The 16,517-nt window shown below is 66.1% G+C and carries 15 protein-coding genes; 11 read left to right on the top strand and 4 right to left on the bottom strand.

Annotation, left to right across the window (positions count from 1 at the left end):
• The first annotated feature begins 58 nt into the window (after window positions 1-58).
• On the top strand, window positions 59-1,291 hold the full coding sequence (locus tag CPH63_RS12705) for a mannosyltransferase family protein (RefSeq protein WP_157749515.1): 1,233 nt from the start codon (window positions 59-61) through the stop codon (window positions 1,289-1,291).
• A gap of 68 nt (window positions 1,292-1,359) precedes the next feature.
• Here CPH63_RS12705 and CPH63_RS12700 read toward each other — a convergent pair whose 3' ends face one another.
• A complete protein-coding gene (locus tag CPH63_RS12700) occupies window positions 1,360-3,489 on the bottom strand; it encodes a hypothetical protein (protein ID WP_096303287.1) in 2,130 nt (709 codons plus the stop codon).
• A 10-nt stretch (window positions 3,490-3,499) separates the two neighbouring features.
• On the opposite strand from CPH63_RS12700, the gene CPH63_RS12695 reads away from it, so the two are divergent.
• From CPH63_RS12695 to CPH63_RS12675, 5 genes are all read left to right on the top strand, one after another.
• The gene (locus CPH63_RS12695; RefSeq protein WP_241895644.1) at window positions 3,500-4,804 is read left to right on the top strand and encodes an ABC transporter ATP-binding protein; all 1,305 of its coding nucleotides are present in this window, start codon (window positions 3,500-3,502) and stop codon (window positions 4,802-4,804) included.
• Window positions 4,792-5,559, top strand: a complete 768-nt coding sequence (locus CPH63_RS12690; protein WP_096303286.1) for an ABC transporter permease — start codon at window positions 4,792-4,794, stop codon at window positions 5,557-5,559. The genes CPH63_RS12695 and CPH63_RS12690 overlap by 13 nt, the downstream gene beginning before the upstream one ends.
• A 193-nt stretch (window positions 5,560-5,752) precedes the next feature.
• A complete protein-coding gene (locus tag CPH63_RS12685; RefSeq protein WP_241895643.1) occupies window positions 5,753-9,484 on the top strand; it encodes a multifunctional oxoglutarate decarboxylase/oxoglutarate dehydrogenase thiamine pyrophosphate-binding subunit/dihydrolipoyllysine-residue succinyltransferase subunit in 3,732 nt (1,243 codons plus the stop codon).
• Between the two features lie 9 nt (window positions 9,485-9,493).
• Window positions 9,494-10,495 (top strand): Gfo/Idh/MocA family protein, encoded by a 1,002-nt coding sequence (locus CPH63_RS12680; protein ID WP_096303284.1) that lies wholly within the window; start codon window positions 9,494-9,496, stop codon window positions 10,493-10,495.
• A 12-nt stretch (window positions 10,496-10,507) separates the two neighbouring features.
• Window positions 10,508-10,687 (top strand): DUF6104 family protein, encoded by a 180-nt coding sequence (locus tag CPH63_RS12675; protein ID WP_096303283.1) that lies wholly within the window; start codon window positions 10,508-10,510, stop codon window positions 10,685-10,687.
• Window positions 10,688-10,837: 150 nt separating this feature from the next.
• Here the strand turns inward: CPH63_RS12675 and CPH63_RS12670 are convergent, their stop codons facing one another.
• Complete coding sequence (locus CPH63_RS12670; RefSeq protein ID WP_197704333.1) at window positions 10,838-11,578, bottom strand: YitT family protein; 741 nt, start codon at window positions 11,576-11,578, stop codon at window positions 10,838-10,840.
• 109 nt (window positions 11,579-11,687) lie between these two features.
• Window positions 11,688-12,887, bottom strand: coding sequence for an NADP-dependent malic enzyme (locus tag CPH63_RS12665; RefSeq protein WP_371364949.1), 1,200 nt, complete (start codon window positions 12,885-12,887; stop codon window positions 11,688-11,690).
• A 229-nt stretch (window positions 12,888-13,116) separates the two neighbouring features.
• Here CPH63_RS12665 and rfbC point away from each other — a divergent pair, with 229 nt between their 5' ends.
• The gene (gene rfbC / locus CPH63_RS12660) at window positions 13,117-13,716 is read left to right on the top strand and encodes a dTDP-4-dehydrorhamnose 3,5-epimerase (protein ID WP_096303280.1); all 600 of its coding nucleotides are present in this window, start codon (window positions 13,117-13,119) and stop codon (window positions 13,714-13,716) included.
• On the opposite strand, the gene CPH63_RS12655 is transcribed toward rfbC, so the two are convergent.
• Window positions 13,695-14,096 (bottom strand): S24 family peptidase, encoded by a 402-nt coding sequence (locus CPH63_RS12655; RefSeq protein WP_096303279.1) that lies wholly within the window; start codon window positions 14,094-14,096, stop codon window positions 13,695-13,697. The two genes, rfbC and CPH63_RS12655, sit on opposite strands and share 22 nt — an antisense overlap.
• Window positions 14,097-14,175: 79 nt before the next feature.
• Here CPH63_RS12655 and sodN point away from each other — a divergent pair, with 79 nt between their 5' ends.
• The 4 genes from sodN to CPH63_RS12635 all read left to right on the top strand — a co-directional run bounded on the left by sodN (window position 14,176) and on the right by CPH63_RS12635 (window position 16,516).
• Window positions 14,176-14,586 carry a superoxide dismutase, Ni gene (gene sodN / locus CPH63_RS12650; RefSeq protein ID WP_096303278.1) on the top strand — a complete coding sequence of 137 codons (411 nt, stop codon included), beginning with the start codon at window positions 14,176-14,178 and terminating at the stop codon, window positions 14,584-14,586.
• Between the two features lie 140 nt (window positions 14,587-14,726).
• The gene (locus tag CPH63_RS12645; RefSeq protein ID WP_096305124.1) at window positions 14,727-15,299 is read left to right on the top strand and encodes an acid phosphatase; all 573 of its coding nucleotides are present in this window, start codon (window positions 14,727-14,729) and stop codon (window positions 15,297-15,299) included.
• A gap of 9 nt (window positions 15,300-15,308) precedes the next feature.
• Window positions 15,309-15,704 carry an ATP-binding protein gene (locus CPH63_RS12640; RefSeq protein WP_096303277.1) on the top strand — a complete coding sequence of 132 codons (396 nt, stop codon included), beginning with the start codon at window positions 15,309-15,311 and terminating at the stop codon, window positions 15,702-15,704.
• Window positions 15,701-16,516 carry a SigB/SigF/SigG family RNA polymerase sigma factor gene (locus tag CPH63_RS12635; protein ID WP_206745542.1) on the top strand — a complete coding sequence of 272 codons (816 nt, stop codon included), beginning with the start codon at window positions 15,701-15,703 and terminating at the stop codon, window positions 16,514-16,516. The genes CPH63_RS12640 and CPH63_RS12635 overlap by 4 nt, the downstream gene beginning before the upstream one ends.
• Window position 16,517: the final 1 nt, after the last annotated feature.

Raw genomic sequence — 16,517 nt, 5'->3', positions numbered from 1 at the left:
ACCTACCCGTCGGTAACGGGGCCTGCTAGATTTTGGCGACCGAGCGAGGGAGCGGACAGTGGGAACGAGCACTTTGAACAAGAAGGCAGCGAGCAAACGGCCCGGCAAGAAGGTGACGGCGCCGGTCGGATCCACCCCTCCCGATTGGCTGGCCAGGTTCTGGGGCACCGCTGAGGCGCCGTCTGAGTTCCGCGCGTTCGCCGGGCCGATCGTCGCCCTCGTCCTGGGTGTGAAGCTCTTCATCTACATGATCGGCGTCATCGCCAACGAGGTGTTCAGTAACACCGGCTTCAACTCAATGAGCGCGCGGTTCGACATCTGGAACCGATGGGACGCGCCCCACTACCTATCGATCGCCCAGTACGGATACCAGACCAGCGGCGATCCGGCCAACTTCGTGGTGTTCTTCCCCGGCTATCCGTGGATGGTCCGAATCTTTGCCGTCCCCCTCGGCGGCAACTACCTGCTCGCCGCCTTCGCGGTCTCTACGGTCGCGTCGATCGCCGCGGCGCTGCTACTCGGCTACCTGGTCCGAGGTGATAGCGGCGACAGCGAACTAGCGCTGCGCGCCGTCTGGTTCTTCCTTATTTTTCCGACGAGTTACTTTCTGCACCTGCCGTACACCGAGAGCCTCTTCATGGCCTGCATCCTCGGCACCTTCCTGGCCGCCCGTATGGACAAGTGGCTGCTGGCCGGCATCGCCGGCGCGCTCGCCACTCTGACCCGCATCAACGGTCTGGTGCTGCTGCCCGCACTCGCCGTCGAGGCCTACAGCCAGTACCGGGCGACCGGGCGTATCCGGTTGCAGTGGCTCTGGATCGCGCTGGCCGGCCTCGGAGTCGCGGTCTACCTCTACATGAATTATCACGTCTACGGGCGCCCGTTCGCGTTCATGACGGTACAGCGGGAGCACTGGTACAAGACCCTGCAGTGGCCATGGACCGGCATCCACTCCAAGATCGAGGCGGGCCACGGCGCCAAGCCGGGTGACAAGCAGATGCTCGTCGACCAAGAATTGCTCTACATCGTGATCGGAGCGGTGGCGACGATCGCCACCTGGATCTGGCTGCGCCCCTCGTACGCCATCTGGATGACCGGAAACTGGCTGCTCTTCACCAGCACCAGCTACATTCTCTCGACGCCGCGCTACACCCTCACCCTCTTCCCGATCTTCATTCTGCTGGCGAAGGTCGGCCGCAATCGTATCGTCGCGATGCTGGTGAGTGTCTGGTCGATCCTCTTTCTGGGGCTCTTCACATCGCTGTTCGCCATCGGGCAATGGGCCTACTAGCCGCTGCCTACCGGCCACTGTCTACCGGCCACTGCCTACCGGCAGCGATCGGCCGCGGTCAGTCGGCGTCAGCAGGACTTGCTGACGTCGTACACGCTGTAACCGTCAGGGCCGCCGGCGTTCTTGGCCAGGACGAACTGGTCGAAGAGCGCCGCGTTCAACTTGAAGTTGTGCGTCGACCGCTCCTCCGGCCCAACGACCACATAGTCGACCCCGTTCGCGGTGAGTAGTTTGCACGCAGTGGCGCGATCGGCGGCCTCGTAGACGGCCTTGATCAGCGCCTCGCGCGGCGCGATGTCGTAGCCGGCACTCGACGCCCAGGAGGAGTAGCCGAGCACGATGCCCCGCCCGGCCATCGTCGGCGCGGTGTAGAGCTGATCGAAGTCGACCAGGAACACCGATTTACCCGGGGTGTTCGCATCGATCCAGTGGATGATCTCGTGCTCGTTGTCGTCGCCGAAGACGCTCACCTTGAAGTCGTTCTTCGCTGCCATGAAGTCCGGCAGGCCGGAGACGGTGAGGAAAATCAGCATGAATACAACGCCGACCTTGGCCGCGATCCCCACCAGGCGCCGCTTGGCGTGCTGCTCCTTGGCAACCCGAGCGCCGATGGTCCAGAGCTCCACCAGAACGAATCCGACGAAGAGGCCGCTCAGGTTCTCCCACAGATTGATGACCTTGTGGTTCTGCCCACCCAGGTCACGTCCGAGCTGGAAGAGGCTCCCCCAGATGAAGATCGCCGTGATCGCCGTGATGATCTTCTTGTCCCGGCGGTTTCCGAGCACGAAAGCCAGGATCAGCAGCGGGATGAGCAGCCCCTCGTTGAGCCACCAATACTGCAGGAAGGAACTCCAGTCGGTCAGCGAGAGCAGATTCATCTCACCGCGGACGTGACAGGGTGCGGTTGTCGAGGAGCAGACCAAGTAGCCGATGTGCAGGGTCAGCGAGCCGCCGTCGGTGCTCCCGCCGTTGAGCCAGACCGCCTGCGGGACGCCGATCAGCAGGGCCGGTACCAGGAAGCAGGCGGCGACCTTGATCCAGCTCAGCGCCTCGAACCGGACCACTTCCCGCCTTCGGTTGGGTTTGGCATTCTGCCGCTGCCGCCAGCAGGCGCAGATCGCGTAGATGGCCAACAACGATCCGAAGAAGACCGAGGCGGCGATCCAGAGGACACCGTTGAGCCAGAACGACATCCCGAAGGTCACGCCCAAGAACAGCAGCAACCGACGGTCCATGCAGACACCGTTGCGGAGCTGATCCAGCAGCGCGTAGACGATGAAGAGAACGAAACCCATCGCCACGATCAAATGCGTCTGTGTCATGTAGACGTTGATCGTGTTGAACATCGAGATGCGGTCATTGGTGTACGGGCCGCCCGACAGATAACCCTTGTGCGCCCAGAGCAGACTCGGGTGCAGGGCCGCCGAGATGCTGCCGTGGGCGTCGTCGGAGATGAACCGCAGCCACTCCAGCGACTGGTTGGTCATCACCAGCAGCGCCGCGATCAGGCCGGCACCGATGCCCTTGTCCCGCCACCAGCGAACCTGTGCCTCGGGCTTCGGCCCGAAGAGCATCCGGGCGGTGGCGAAGAGCATCAGCATCACGGTGGTGAAGCCGAGCGTGGCCGGCACGTTGAAGGAATTGAGAACCGACATCCCGCCGCTCTGCAGCGCACCGGCGAAGAAGTCGTAGCCGAAGTGGTAGCGAATCGGCTCGCCGGCGAAGAACGGGTACTCGGTGGGGGCGTAGTTGGAGCCCAGCGAGAAGGATCGGGAGAGCGCGATGTGCAGCCCGAAGTCTCCCCAGGTGTTGGCCGACACCTGCAGGTAGTGCTTGCCGGTCGGGTCGTAGCTGAGCCGGTTGCCGATCATCCAGTAGGAGAAGATGAAGGAGAGCAGCGCGAAGATCGCCTCGAACCAGCCGACGCGCAGATGCCGCGGTCGGAGGTTACGACCGAAGATCCCGATGACGGCGAGACTCAGCACCAGCGAGGTGATCAGCCCGTAGTACAGCGCCCGGCCGGTGTGGGGAGAGAGCACGTAAGCCACGCCGAAGGTCGTCCAGGCAGTGACGACGATGCCCACCAGCATGCCGCCCGGAAGGCGCACGATCGTCGGCGCGGCCGGCATCAAACGGGTCACCACCGAGAAGCCGGCGATCGTCGCGGCGATGAGGTAGAGGCTGGCTAGCACCGGCACAGCCTAAAGGGTGCACAGCACCCCGGCACTTCCGATACGCCCGGCCGAGAGCACGTTCTGCAACCGGACGGCGACGGCGCCCCGGACCAGCAATAAAAATATGGACGACGGGAAATCCTGGCCGGCCAACCTGTTCCACCCGGTCACCGACCGTGGTTGGATGGCGTTCATGACCGACACAGCCAATGCGTCGCTCCAGCCCCCACCGACACCCCCGGCCGACGGCCGCATCGTCGTTCAGGACCTCACCAAGACGTTTGGGTCGACACGAGCGGTGGACTCGCTGAGCTTCACGGTCGAGCCCGGGTCGGTCACCGGGTTCCTCGGCCCCAATGGCGCCGGCAAGACCACCACGCTGCGCATGCTCCTCGGCCTGGTACGCCCGTCCGGTGGCAGCGCGACGATCGGTGGCCTGCGCTATCACGACATCGAGAACCCGCTGCGGGTCGTCGGTGCGGCGCTGGAGGCGTCGAGCTTTCACCCCGCACGTTCTGGACGTAATCATCTGCGGGTCTACTGCGCCGCGGCCGGTCTCCCGGACAACCGGGCCGACGAGGTGCTCGACCTCGTGGGTCTGGGGCCGGTCGGTCGCAAGAAGGTGCGCGGCTACTCGATGGGCATGCGGCAGCGGCTCGGTCTGGCCGCGACGCTGCTCGGCAACCCGAGGGTGCTGATTCTGGACGAGCCGGCCAACGGCCTCGATCCGGAGGGCATCCGCTGGCTACGCGGCTTCTTCCGCCATCTCGCATCCGAGGGGCGCACCATCCTGGTCTCCAGCCATCAGCTCGCTGAGGTCCAGGCGGTGGCCGACCGGGTGGTGATCCTCAATCAGGGCCGTCTGGTACGACAGGGTTCGATCGCCGAACTGGCCGAGAACGGAGACACCGTGGTCGTCCGATCGCCGTCGGCACCGCAACTGTCCGAGGCGCTGCGACGGGAGGGAATCGCCGTCGAACTGCACGACCCGACCCACGTCCGGGTCCCCGGCGGCAATCAGGCCCGGGTCGGCCACATCGCCTTCGTCAACAACATCGAACTGCACGAGCTGAGCTTGGAGCGCTTCGACCTGGAGAAGCTCTTCTTCTCCCTCACCCAGGGGGCCTTCGCCGCGAACGACCTGACCCCGGGCGCCGGGCAGTACCCATCCGGCCAGCCAGCGGGGCCACCTCAGGTGTACTACCAGCCGCCGCCGGGTTACCTAGCACCGCCCGGCAATCAAGCACCGCCCGGCAATCAAGCACCGCCGGGTTACCAACCACCGCCGGGGAACCAGCCGCCCGCCGGTCCGGCCGGGGGTGACCCATGGGCCGTCTGATCCGCGCCGAAGGACGCAAGCTGCGGAGCACGCAGCTGTGGTTCTGGATGCTCATCGCGGTCATCGCACTCACGTCGCTGTCGGTCGTTGGACGGATCATCGGCGACACCCACGACGGAACCTTCGATCCGAGCAATATCCGGGACATCTTTCTCTCCGGGCAGTCGGCCTTCATCGGTTCGCTGGTGCTCGGAGTGCTCGCGGTGACGGCCGAGTTCCGCTATCAGACCATCACCCCCACGCTGCTCGCGACGCCATCGCGAGTGAAGGTGGTGGCGGCGAAGCTCGGCGCCTACGCCCTCGTCGGGGCCGCTTACAGCGCTATCGCCATCGTGGTCTCCTGCGCCATCGCGCTGCCGTGGCTGAGCGCGAAGAACGTCCCGGTCTCGCTCACCGACGACCACCTGATCAGTGCCTTCGCCGGGGTGCTCTTCGCGGTGACGCTCTGGGGGCTGGTCGGCCTCGGCTTCGGGGCGCTGGTGCGCAACCAGATCGTCGCGATGGTGGTGGCGATCATCTACGTGATCATCGTCGAGCCGATCCTGTCGCTGATCCCCTACGTCCGAAACGTGTACCCCTACCTGCCCGGCGGGGCCTCAGCGGCGATCCTCGACACCACCTCGCGCACGTCCGCCGGAAACGACAACGCGTACACGCTCCTCTCGCCGGCGCTCGGCTGCCTCGTACTGCTGGCGTGGGCGCTCGGACTGTCGATCATCGGTGCCACGCTGTCGATGAATCGGGACATCACCTGAGATACCCACCAGTTCGGACTCGCCGGGGCCTGCGCCCAACGTTGGAATTCGAGCAAAGTCACTTCGGCTAGTGGCGAAGTCAACCTGAGGAAGGGCCTACTCCGGCGTAAGCTTTTGGATGGTTCAGCCGCAGAAATGCGGCCTCCAACTCAATCTATCCAACGGATTTATCACCCAAGGCGGCCGGACGAACGTGGCGACCAATCAGTCCACAGGCAACGAAAGCACAGCAGTAGTCACCAACGACTTCGGCGCGAACGAGTGGCTCGTCGAGGAGATGTACGACAGATACCGGGAGAATCCGGCGAGTGTCGACCCGGCGTGGCACGAGTTCTTCGCCGACTTCCGCCCCGGTGGCGTGCTCGGCACGCCGGCCGACGCGGCCCAGCCCGTCGCCGCACCGGCACCGGCACCGGCCGGTGGGTTGCCCGCCGAGTCACCCGCCCCCCGCCCGGCATCGCATGCCGCGCCGGCCGCTGACGAAGGTGAACCGCGCTCCGAAGAGCGCACTCCGAGCCGTTCGGACGCCGCACCTCAGGCTCGTGTGACCAACCCCACACCGACGCCGAAGGCGGCCGCACCAGTCTCCCCCAGCCCATCAGACGGACCGCACGAGATGGTCCTGCGGGGTGCCGCGGCCCGCGTCGTCACCAACATGGAGGGCTCGCTGGCCGTCCCGACGGCCACCAGCGTGCGAGCCGTGCCGGCGAAGTTGATCGCCGACAACCGCGTCGTCATCAACAACCACCTGCGCCGCGGCCGCGGTGGCAAGGTCAGCTTCACCCACATCATCGGGTACGCGATCGTCAAGGCACTGGCCAGCACCCCGCAGATGAACAACTTCTACGCCGAGATCAACGGCAAGCCGAACGTGGTCACGCCCGAACACGTGAACCTCGGCATCGCCATCGACCTGGTCAACAAGGACGGCTCCCGGGCCCTCGTGGTGGCCAGCATCAAGGCGGCCGAGACGCTCGACTTCGCTGGATTCTGGTCGGCCTATGAGGACATCATCCGCCGTGCCCGGGCCGGAAAACTGACCGCCGACGATTTCGCAGGCACCACCATCAGCCTCACCAACCCGGGCACGATCGGCACCAATCACTCGGTGCCGCGACTGATGAGCGGGCAGGGCACGATCGTCGGTGTCGGCGCGATGGAGTACCCGGCCGAGTTCAGCGGCATGAGCCCCGAGGGCCTCACCGAACGCGCGATCAGCAAGATCATGACGCTCACCTCGACCTACGACCACCGCATCATTCAGGGTGCCCAGTCCGGCGAGTTCCTCCGTCAGATCCACCAGGCGCTGCTGGCCGACGACTTCTACGACGAGATCTTCGCCGCGCTGCGCATCCCGTACCAGCCGATTCGCTGGATGGTCGACCGGGACGTCAGCCACGAGGGTCAGATCGACAAGAGTGCGCGGGTCATCGAACTGATCAACGCCTACCGGGCCAACGGCCACCTGATGGCCGACACCGACCCGCTCGAATTCACCGTGCGCACCCACCCGGACCTCGACATCACCCGGCACGGCCTCACCCTCTGGGACCTCGACCGTGAGTTCCCGGTCGGCGGCTTCGCCGGCGAGAAGCTGATGAAGCTGCGCGACGTTCTCGGCGTGCTGCGCGATGCTTACTGCCGCCGGGTCGGCGTTGAGTACATGCACATCATCGACCCCGAGCAGCGGCGCTGGTTGCAGTCGCGCATCGAGGTGGCGAGCCCGCCACCGAACCGCGAGGAGCAGCTGCACATCCTCGGCCGGCTCAACGTCGCCGAGGCCCTGGAGACCTTCCTGCAGACGAAGTACGTCGGGCAGAAGCGGTTCAGCCTTGAGGGTGCTGAGACGGTCATCGCGCTCTGCGATGCGATCCTCTCCCAGGCCGCTGAGCAGGGCCTGGAGGAGGTCGTCATCGGCATGCCGCACCGCGGCCGGCTCAACGTGCTGGCCAACATCGTCGGCAAGCCGTACGCGAAGATCTTCAATGAATTCGAGGGAAACATCGACCCGGGCACCGCCCAGGGCTCGGGCGACGTGAAGTACCACCTCGGCGCCGAAGGCGTCTTCGAGACGGCCAACGGCAAGACCATCGACGTGTCACTCACCGCCAACCCCTCGCACCTGGAGGCGGTGGACTCGGTGCTGGAGGGCATCGTCCGGGCCAAGCAGGACGTCCTCAACAAGGGCGAGGACGGCTTCACCGTGCTCCCGCTGATGATGCACGGTGACGCGGCCTTCGCCGGCCAGGGCGTGGTGGCGGAGACGCTCAATCTCTCCCAGCTGCGCGGCTACCGCACCGGTGGCACGGTGCACGTCGTCGTGAACAACCAGGTCGGGTTCACCACCTCACCGACCTCGTCGCGTTCGAGCCTCTACTGCACCGACGTGGCCCGGATGATCTCCGCGCCGATCTTCCACGTCAACGGTGACGACCCCGAGGCCTGCGTGCGAGTGGCCAAGCTCGCGGTGGAGTTCCGCCGGGAGTTCAAGAAGGACGTCGTCATCGACATGGTCTGCTACCGCCGCCGCGGTCACAACGAGGCCGACAACCCGTCCTTCACCCAGCCGTTGATGTACGACATCATCGACGCCAAGCGCAGCGTCCGCAAGATCTACACCGAGGCGCTCGTCGGTCGCGGCGACATCACCCTCTCCGATGCCGAGGCGGCGCTGAAGGACTTCCAGTCGCAGTTGGAGAAGGTCTTCCTGGAGACCCGCAACGCGACCGGCAAGTCGACCCCGGAGCCGGAGCTCGACCACCTCAACCCCACGCAGAGCGTCACCACGGCGACGAGCATGGAGACCATCAAGCGGATCGCCGACGCCTACGCGAACCCGCCGGAGGGCTTCACGATTCACCCACGGCTCAAGCCGCAGATCGACCGCCGGGTCGCCATGGCCAGCAACGGCGCGGTGGACTGGGCAACCGCCGAGCTCTTCGCCTTCGGCGCACTCGTTCTGGAGGGTCGGGCGGTTCGCCTGGCCGGCCAGGACTCGCGGCGCGGGACATTCACCCAGCGCCACGCGGTGCTCATCGATCGCAGCGACGGCGAGGAGTACACGCCGCTGCGGTACCTGGCCGAGGACCAGGCCCCGTTCTGGGTCTACGACTCGCTGCTCAGCGAGTTCGCCGCGATGGGCTTCGAGTACGGCTACTCGGTCGTCCGCGACGACGCCCTTGTCTGCTGGGAGGCCCAGTTCGGTGACTTCGCCGACGGCGCTCAGACGATCATCGACGAATTCATCGCCTCCGGCGAGGCCAAGTGGGGACAGCGCTCCGCAGTATCGCTGCTCCTCCCGCACGGCTACGAGGGGCAGGGGCCGGACCACTCCTCAGGACGTCCGGAGCGATTCCTGCAGCTGTCGGCCGAGAACAACATGACGGTCGCCATATGCTCCACGCCGGCGAACTACTTCCACCTGCTGCGCCGCCAGGGGCTCTCGCCGGTGCGCCGGCCGTTGGTCGCCTTCACGCCCAAGTCGCTGCTGCGGCTGAAGGCGGCGGTGAGCCAGCTGGACGACTTCACCAACGGGTCGTTCCAGCCGGTGATCGGTGACAGCACGGTCGACCCGGCGGCGGTTCGTCGCGTCGTGCTCTGCTCGGGCAAGGTCTACTACGACCTGGTCGCCGCCCGGGAAGCACGTCAGGACGTGGCCATCGTGCGGGTCGAGCAGCTCTACCCGCTGCCGGCCGACGAGATTCGGGCCGAGCTCGCCCGCTACGGCGACGTCGAGCTGATCTGGGCTCAGGAGGAGCCCGCGAACCAGGGCGCCTGGCCGTTCATCGCACTCAACCTGCCGGAGCACCTGGACGGCCGGCGGCTTGGACGGGCGTCGCGTAAGGCCTCTGCCTCACCGGCGGTCGGCTCGTCGCGGGTCCACGAGGCGCAGCAGCACGACGTGGTGGCAAGCGCTCTCGGCTAACCTGTCCGGATGAGGCCAATAGCTGCAGATGCTCCGATCCGCTGGGGCATTCTCGGGGCCGGCGGGATCGCCGCGACCGTGAGCGCCGACATTCTGGCCCTGCCCGGACATGAGATCGTCGCAGTTGCAGCGCGCGATGCCTCGCGCGCCGCTGACTTCGCTGAACGGTTCGGGGTCACTCGCTCCTACGGCTCATACGCCGAGCTGGTGGCCGACGACGAGGTGGATGTCGTCTACGTCGCCACCACCCACGGCCAGCATCACGAGCAGGCGCTGCTCTGCATCCACGCCGGTAAATCAGTGCTCGTCGAGAAGGCGTTCACCCTCAACGCACGGCAGGCTCGGGAGGTCGTCGAGGCGGCCCGGCGGGCTGACGTCTTCTGTATGGAGGCGATGTGGCTGCGCTTCAACCCGCTACTCAGAATCGCCGCCCACGCCCTGCACAACGGGGCCATCGGCGACGTGCACAGCGTGCGGGCCGAACTCTGCCGCCACTTCCCGTTCGACCCGTCGCACCGCCTCTTCGATCTCGAGGCCGGCGGGGGCGCCCTGCTCGACCTTGGTGTGTACCCGATCAACTTCGTCTGGATGATGCTCGGCCAGCCGGAGGCCGTCTTCGCCAGCGGCAGTCTCTCCCCCACCGGCTCCGACGCCACGGCGGCCATGCAGTTCAGCTACCCGCACGGTGTGTACGCGCAGCTCTCCTGCAGCACGCAGGCGCGCACCGACCCGATCTCCCTCATCGTCGGCAGCGACGGCTGGATCCAGGCCCACGGATCTGTGCATCGCCCCACCAAGATCGTCATTCACAACAGCGCCGGCGAGGTGACCCACGAAGCCCAGACGCAGGGCAACGGCTACCAGCCGGAGTTGGTCGAGGTGCAGCGCTGCCTACGCGAGGGAGCCACCCAGAGCGAGATCATGCCGCTGAGCGACACGGTCGACATTCTGGAGGTCATCGACGGCGTGCGCCACGAACTCGGTGCCCGGTACGCCGCAGACGACGAGTAGGAGATCGGATCCATGTATTTCACCGACCGGGGCATCGAAGAGCTGAGCAGTCGCCGCGGCGAGGAGGAGGTCACGCTGGCCTGGCTGGCCGATCGATTGCAGACCTTCGTCGACGAGCACCCTGACTTCGAGATCGCCGTCGACCGATTCGCGACCTGGCTGGCCCGGGCCGACGACGAACTCGACGAGTAGCCCTACTCGTCCCGCTTGTTGCGACCCTGGCGCAGCGCGATCAGCAGCAACGCCCCCGCCGCGATGACGATGAGTACAACGCCGATCGTTCCCGTTCCTGCCATCTCCGCTTACCGGCCCTTCTGTTGGTTCGGTAAAAGTATCCGGTAATCAGAGTTTCGTAAACATTTGCCGCAGACGAGTTCTCCGCGACGAGTGGCTGGACGGGGCCGGCGAGGGGCTCGCCTCGGCCATGACGGGCTCGGATGTGACGGGCTCGGATGTGACGGGCTCGGATGTGACGGTGGCCGGCGCGAAGATTCCGAGGAACAGCTGGCTCAGCGGGCCGATGCAGAGCGCGAAGGCCACCGTCCCCAGACCGACGGTTCCGCCCAGCAACCAGCCGACCGCGAGCACAGTGAGCTCGATGCAGGTGCGAGCGAGCCGGATCGAGCAGCCGAGGCGTTTCGCGATGCCGGTCATCAGCCCGTCACGAGGTCCGGCACCGAAGCGGGCACCGATATAGAGGCCGGTCGCGGCCCCGCAGAGCAGTATTCCGGCCGACAGATAGAGCAGTCGCAGCGGCAGCGCATGCGGATCGGGAAGCAGCCAGATCGCCAGATTCAGCGCGCTGCCGACGATCAGCACATTGCTGACCGTGCCCAGGCCGGGCCGCTGGCCGAGTGGTATCCAGAGCAGCAGCACCAACGCGCCGACCAGGATGACCACGACACCGATCGACACGTGAGTGCGCCGCGAGATGCCCTGGTGGAAGACGTCCCAGGGGTCGAGTCCGAGTTTCGATCGCACCAGTAACGCGCTGGAGAGGCCGTAGAGCGCGAGGCCCACATACAACTGGCCGAGCCGGGGAATCAACCTAGGGAGTGTCTCCTTGACCGGGCGGCGCTTCACTCCCCCACTCTGTCACGGGCCGGGAAGCCAATTTCGCCCCCTGAAGCCACGCCGTGAGCAGCAGAGCACGAAACCGTATTCATTGGTCGCACGCGCGACCGATGGCGCGTTACAGCGTCGCGATGCCGTCGTGTCGGGCCTGCTCGGCCACTGCGGCCGCCACCGCCGGAGCGACGCGAGGATCGAACGGCGTCGGCACGATTCGATCGGGGGCGAGTTCATGCTCGACCACGTCGGCCAGCGCGCTGGCGGCGGCGAGCTTCATGTTCTCGGTGATCGCACCGGCCCCGGCGTCGAAGGCCCCGGCGAAGATGCCCGGGAATGCCAGCACGTTGTTGATCTGGTTCGGGTAGTCGCTACGTCCGGTCGCGTAGACCGCCGCGTACCTCAGCGCGATCTCCGGAGCGACCTCGGGCTCCGGATTGGCGAGCGCGAAGATGAACGCGCCCGGCGCCATCGTGGCGACCGCCTCCTCCGACACCCGACCGGCACTCACGCCCAGGAAGACGTCGGCTCCGGCCAGGGCCTCCTCCAGGGTGCCGGTGAGGCCGCTGAAGTTGGTGATCTCAGCCAGTTCCTGCTTAGTCGCGTTCAGGCCGTCCCGGCCCTTGTAGAGGATTCCCTTTGAGTCGGCCACGGCGATGTCGCCGATACCCGCGGCCAGGAGGATCTTGGTACAGGCCACACCGGCCGCCCCTGCGCCGGAGACGACGACCCGCAGCTGGGAGAGTTCCCGTCCGGTGACCCGCGCGGCGTTGCGCAATGCCGCCAGGGTGACGATGGCGGTGCCGTGCTGGTCGTCGTGGAAGACCGGGATCGGCAGCAGCTTGCGCAGCCGCTCCTCGATCTCGAAGCAGCGCGGCGCCGAGATGTCCTCCAGGTTGATCCCGCCGAACGAGGGAGCGATGTTCACGATCGTCGCGACGATCTGGTCGACGTCGGTGGTGGCGAGCACGATCGGAACGGAGTTCAGCCCCGCGAACTCGCGAAAGAGCGCTGACTTACCCTCCATCACCGGCAGCGAGGCAGCCGGTCCCAGGTTTCCGAGGCCCAGCACCGCGGTGCCATCACTGACCACGGCGACCAACCGTGAACGCCAGGTGTAGTCGCGCGCGAGCGATTCGTCTCCCGCGATGGCCGTACAGACCTCTGCTACGCCCGGTGTGTACGCCAGCGACAGCGCCTCCCGATCGGTGAGCGCGATCGTCGAGTTCACGACGAGCTTCCCACCCTCGTGGGCACGAAACACTGGGCTGGACGGATCGAACGGCACTGCGGTCGCCCCACATTCGATGGCAAGGCACGACAGCGCATCTAGATCGCGTCTAGCTCGTCGTCGAGCCTCGATAGGCCGGATAGATATGCTCGGGTCCGACCCGGGCATTTGAGTTTGTCACGTACTGGTGGAAGACCGATAGAAAATTCGGCGTGACACCAGCCACCCCATCTGTTCAGGATGCGCCCGTATTGGGAGAATTGCGACTCAATATGCGTTGTGGTCGCCCAGTGGTCACCGTTCGGTTTGCTAGCTTCGTCAGGTGCAGACTCGTCCCTTGAAAATCGATGGCGCGTGGGAGTTCACTCCCAACACCTTCGCCGATGACCGTGGCTTCTTCCTCGAGTGGTTCAAAGCGGAGGTGTTCGCCGAGACGGTCGGACATCCACTCACCATTGCCCAAGCCAATCACTCCAGCTCGGCGACCGGCGTGCTGCGCGGTGTTCACTTCGCCAAGGTGCCGCCGAGCCAGGGGAAATACGTCTACTGCCCGAAAGGGAGTGTCCTCGACGTCATCGTTGACATTCGGGTCGGCTCCCCCACGTTCGGTGAGTGGGACAGCGTGCTGCTGGACGGCCGGGACCGTCGCGCGGTCTACATCAGTGAGGGCCTAGGGCACGCATTCGTCAGCTTGGAAGAGGGCAGCAACGTCACCTACCTCTGCTCGACCGGCTACACCCCGGGGGCTGAGTTCGGCATCAATCCGCTCGACCCGGAGCTGGGGCTGCCCTGGCCGTCGGAGCTCACGCCGATCCTCTCTGACAAGGACGCCGCGGCTCCGTCGCTGAGCGAGGCCGCCGAACTCGGGCTACTGCCGACGATCAAGGAGTGCCAGCAGTTCTACGCCGAACTGCGCGGTTGATCCGTCGCCGGGCCGGGCGGCCAATCACGATGCAGCCGATGAGGTAGCCAGCGCCTCCAACCGCGGGTGGCCGCCGGCAGGTAGAACGCGGCCCGGCCGAGCACCTCGGCCACGCCGTGCACTTCGCTGTCACCGCCGGCAAACACATTGTCGCTGACCAACCACCAGCCATCTTCTTCCAGACGCTGCGCACGCTTGATGACCAGACGATCCGGCATCAAATGAAATCGCGCGACTACGACGTCTCCCGGTCGGATCGCTGCTCGGTAGCGGACCAACACGAGGTCGTCTGAGTGCAGCGTGGGCACCATCGACGGGCCACTGACCCGTACTCGTCCCCATCGCACACGCCGGGCACCGCGGAATTCCACATGCCACATGCTGCCTGCTGGCCGTTACGGGCTCAGAGTAGGGTCGATCGCAAGAAGGAAATCACCAGTACAAGCAGGAGGCACGCTGATGCGTTTGTTCCAAACTTTCCGCAGTTCGACCGTTACCGCTCACGCCCACTGCGATCTTCCCTGCGGCGTGTACGACCCCGCCCAGGCGCGGATCGAGGCCGAATCGGTCAAGGCGATCATGGAGAAGTACGCCGGAAACGACGACCCGGTGTTCCGCACCCGGGCCCTCATCATCAAGGAGCAGCGAGCCGAGCTCGTCAAGCACCACCTCTGGGTGCTGTGGACCGACTACTTCAAGCCGCCGCACTTTGAGAAGTACCCGCAGCTGCACGAGCTCTTCAACAAGGCCACCAAGCAGGCCGGCGCCGCCGCCGGCAAGGGCTCGGTCGACCCGGCCGAGGGGCAGAAGCTGCTTGACCTGATCGCCGAGATCGACACGATCTTCTGGGAGACGAAGAAGGCGGCCTGAGCACCCTCCCATCGGTGACGTCGCGTTCCGTGAAGTCGCAGGAAGCCACGCTGACTGGGGCCGGCTCCGAGGAATCGGAGCCGGCCCCGGCCACACCCACCGATCATGCTCGGGGCGGTCGACTCAGTGACAGCAGCGAGGTGTGGCTGATCCGTCATGGCGAGACCGAGTGGAGTCGATCCGGACAGCACACCGGCAAGACCGACCTGCCGCTCACCGAGCTGGGTGAACGGCAAGCCCGGGCCGTCCGTGACATCGTCGGCCATCTCAAGCCCAGCCTGGTGCTGAGCAGCCCGCGACAGCGGGCGCTTCGCACGGCCGAACTAGCCGGGTTGCGGGTCGACGCCGTCGACGATGACCTCGCCGAGTGGGACTACGGTGACTACGAGGGTCTGACCAGCCAGCAGATTCACCAACGGGATCCCGACTGGACGGTCTGGACGCACGGATGTCCGGGCGGCGAGACCGGTGCCCAGGTTGCGGCCCGGGCCGATCGGGTGCTGGCGGTCGCGGCACAGCACGCAGTCGACGGACCGGTGGTTCTCGTCGCGCACGGACACATGAGCCGCGTACTGGGCATCAGGTGGATCGGCCTGCCGATCACCGCCGGTGCCAGCTTCGCCCTCGACACGGCGGCGCCCTCGATGCTGGGAGCCCAGCACGAGGTCCCTGTCATCATGCATTGGAACATCCCGAACCCAGTTCGCGAGTAGGAGCAGATCATGACCGAGTCGCAAACCCTGCCGGACGAGGTGGAGCTGACCCTCCCCGCCAAGCCGGAGTACATCTCCGTGCTTCGCTCGCTCACCGCTACCCTCGCCGCCCGCTGCGATCTGACGGTGGACGAGATCGACGACCTGCGGATCGCCGTCGATGAGGCGGTCGGGTTGCTGCTGCCCCATGCCAGCGGCGACACCCCGCTCAAGTCGTGGTTCCGGGTCAGCTCGGGTGGCATCGAGATCACCACCAGCGTCTGCGCGGAGCCTGGAGCCGAGCCGGATCGGGTTGGGTTCGCCTGGACGGTGTTGGAGGCCGTCTCCGACGAACTGGACGTCGAGCACCAGGGCGAGGAGCTCACGATCCGTCTCACCAAGCGTCGCCAGATCCTGACCCCGTGAGCGAGCCAGACACCCGCAGCAGGTCTGCGATCACGAAGGAACGCTCCAATCAGCTGCTGCTGGCGATGCAGGCCAGCGACAACGACGCCGAACGGCGCCGGCTGCGCGATGAGTTGGTGGAGTTGCACCTCCCGCTGGTCGAGTACCTGGCGCGCCGCTTCAAGGACCGCGGCGAACCGCTGCACGACCTTGTCCAAGTCGGCACCATCGGCCTCATCAAGTCGATCGATCGCTTCGAGCCTGAGCGCGGTCTGGAGTTCTCGACCTATGCCACACCGACGATCCTCGGGGAGATCAAGCGTTACTTCCGGGATTCGGGATGGCTGATCAAGGTCCCGCGTCGGGCCCAGGAGCTGCAGACAACGTTGAACAGCGCACGCTCGGAGCTGAGTCAGCAACTCGGCCGGGCGCCGACCGTCGCCGAACTGGCCGTGCGGATCGAGGCCAGTGAGGAGGAGGTGCTCGAAGCGCTGGACGCCGCGCGGGCCTATTCGGCCGCGCCGTTGGAGGTGCTCACCGAGACCGGCGGTGGCCGTTCGGATCATCCGTTGCTCGCGACCATCGATGACGGGTTGGACCGGGTGGAGCAGCGGGCGGTACTGCGCCCAGCGCTCGACCGGCTCGATCCGCAGGAGCGCGAAGTGCTGATGCTGCGATTCGTCGCCGGCCGCACCCAGACCGAGATCGCGGAGCTCGTCGGCGTATCTCAGATGCAGGTGTCGCGACTGGTCAGCCGCAGCCTGACGAAACTGCGCGGAGAGCTCGCTGCACCTGTGGCCGCACCGCCGGCCGAGCCGACCGACCGGGCCTGAG

It is taken from the genome of Jatrophihabitans sp. GAS493 (assembly GCF_900230215.1).
GTDB lineage: Bacteria > Actinomycetota > Actinomycetes > Mycobacteriales > Jatrophihabitantaceae > MT45.
This window is presented reverse-complemented; position numbering and strand designations above follow the sequence as displayed.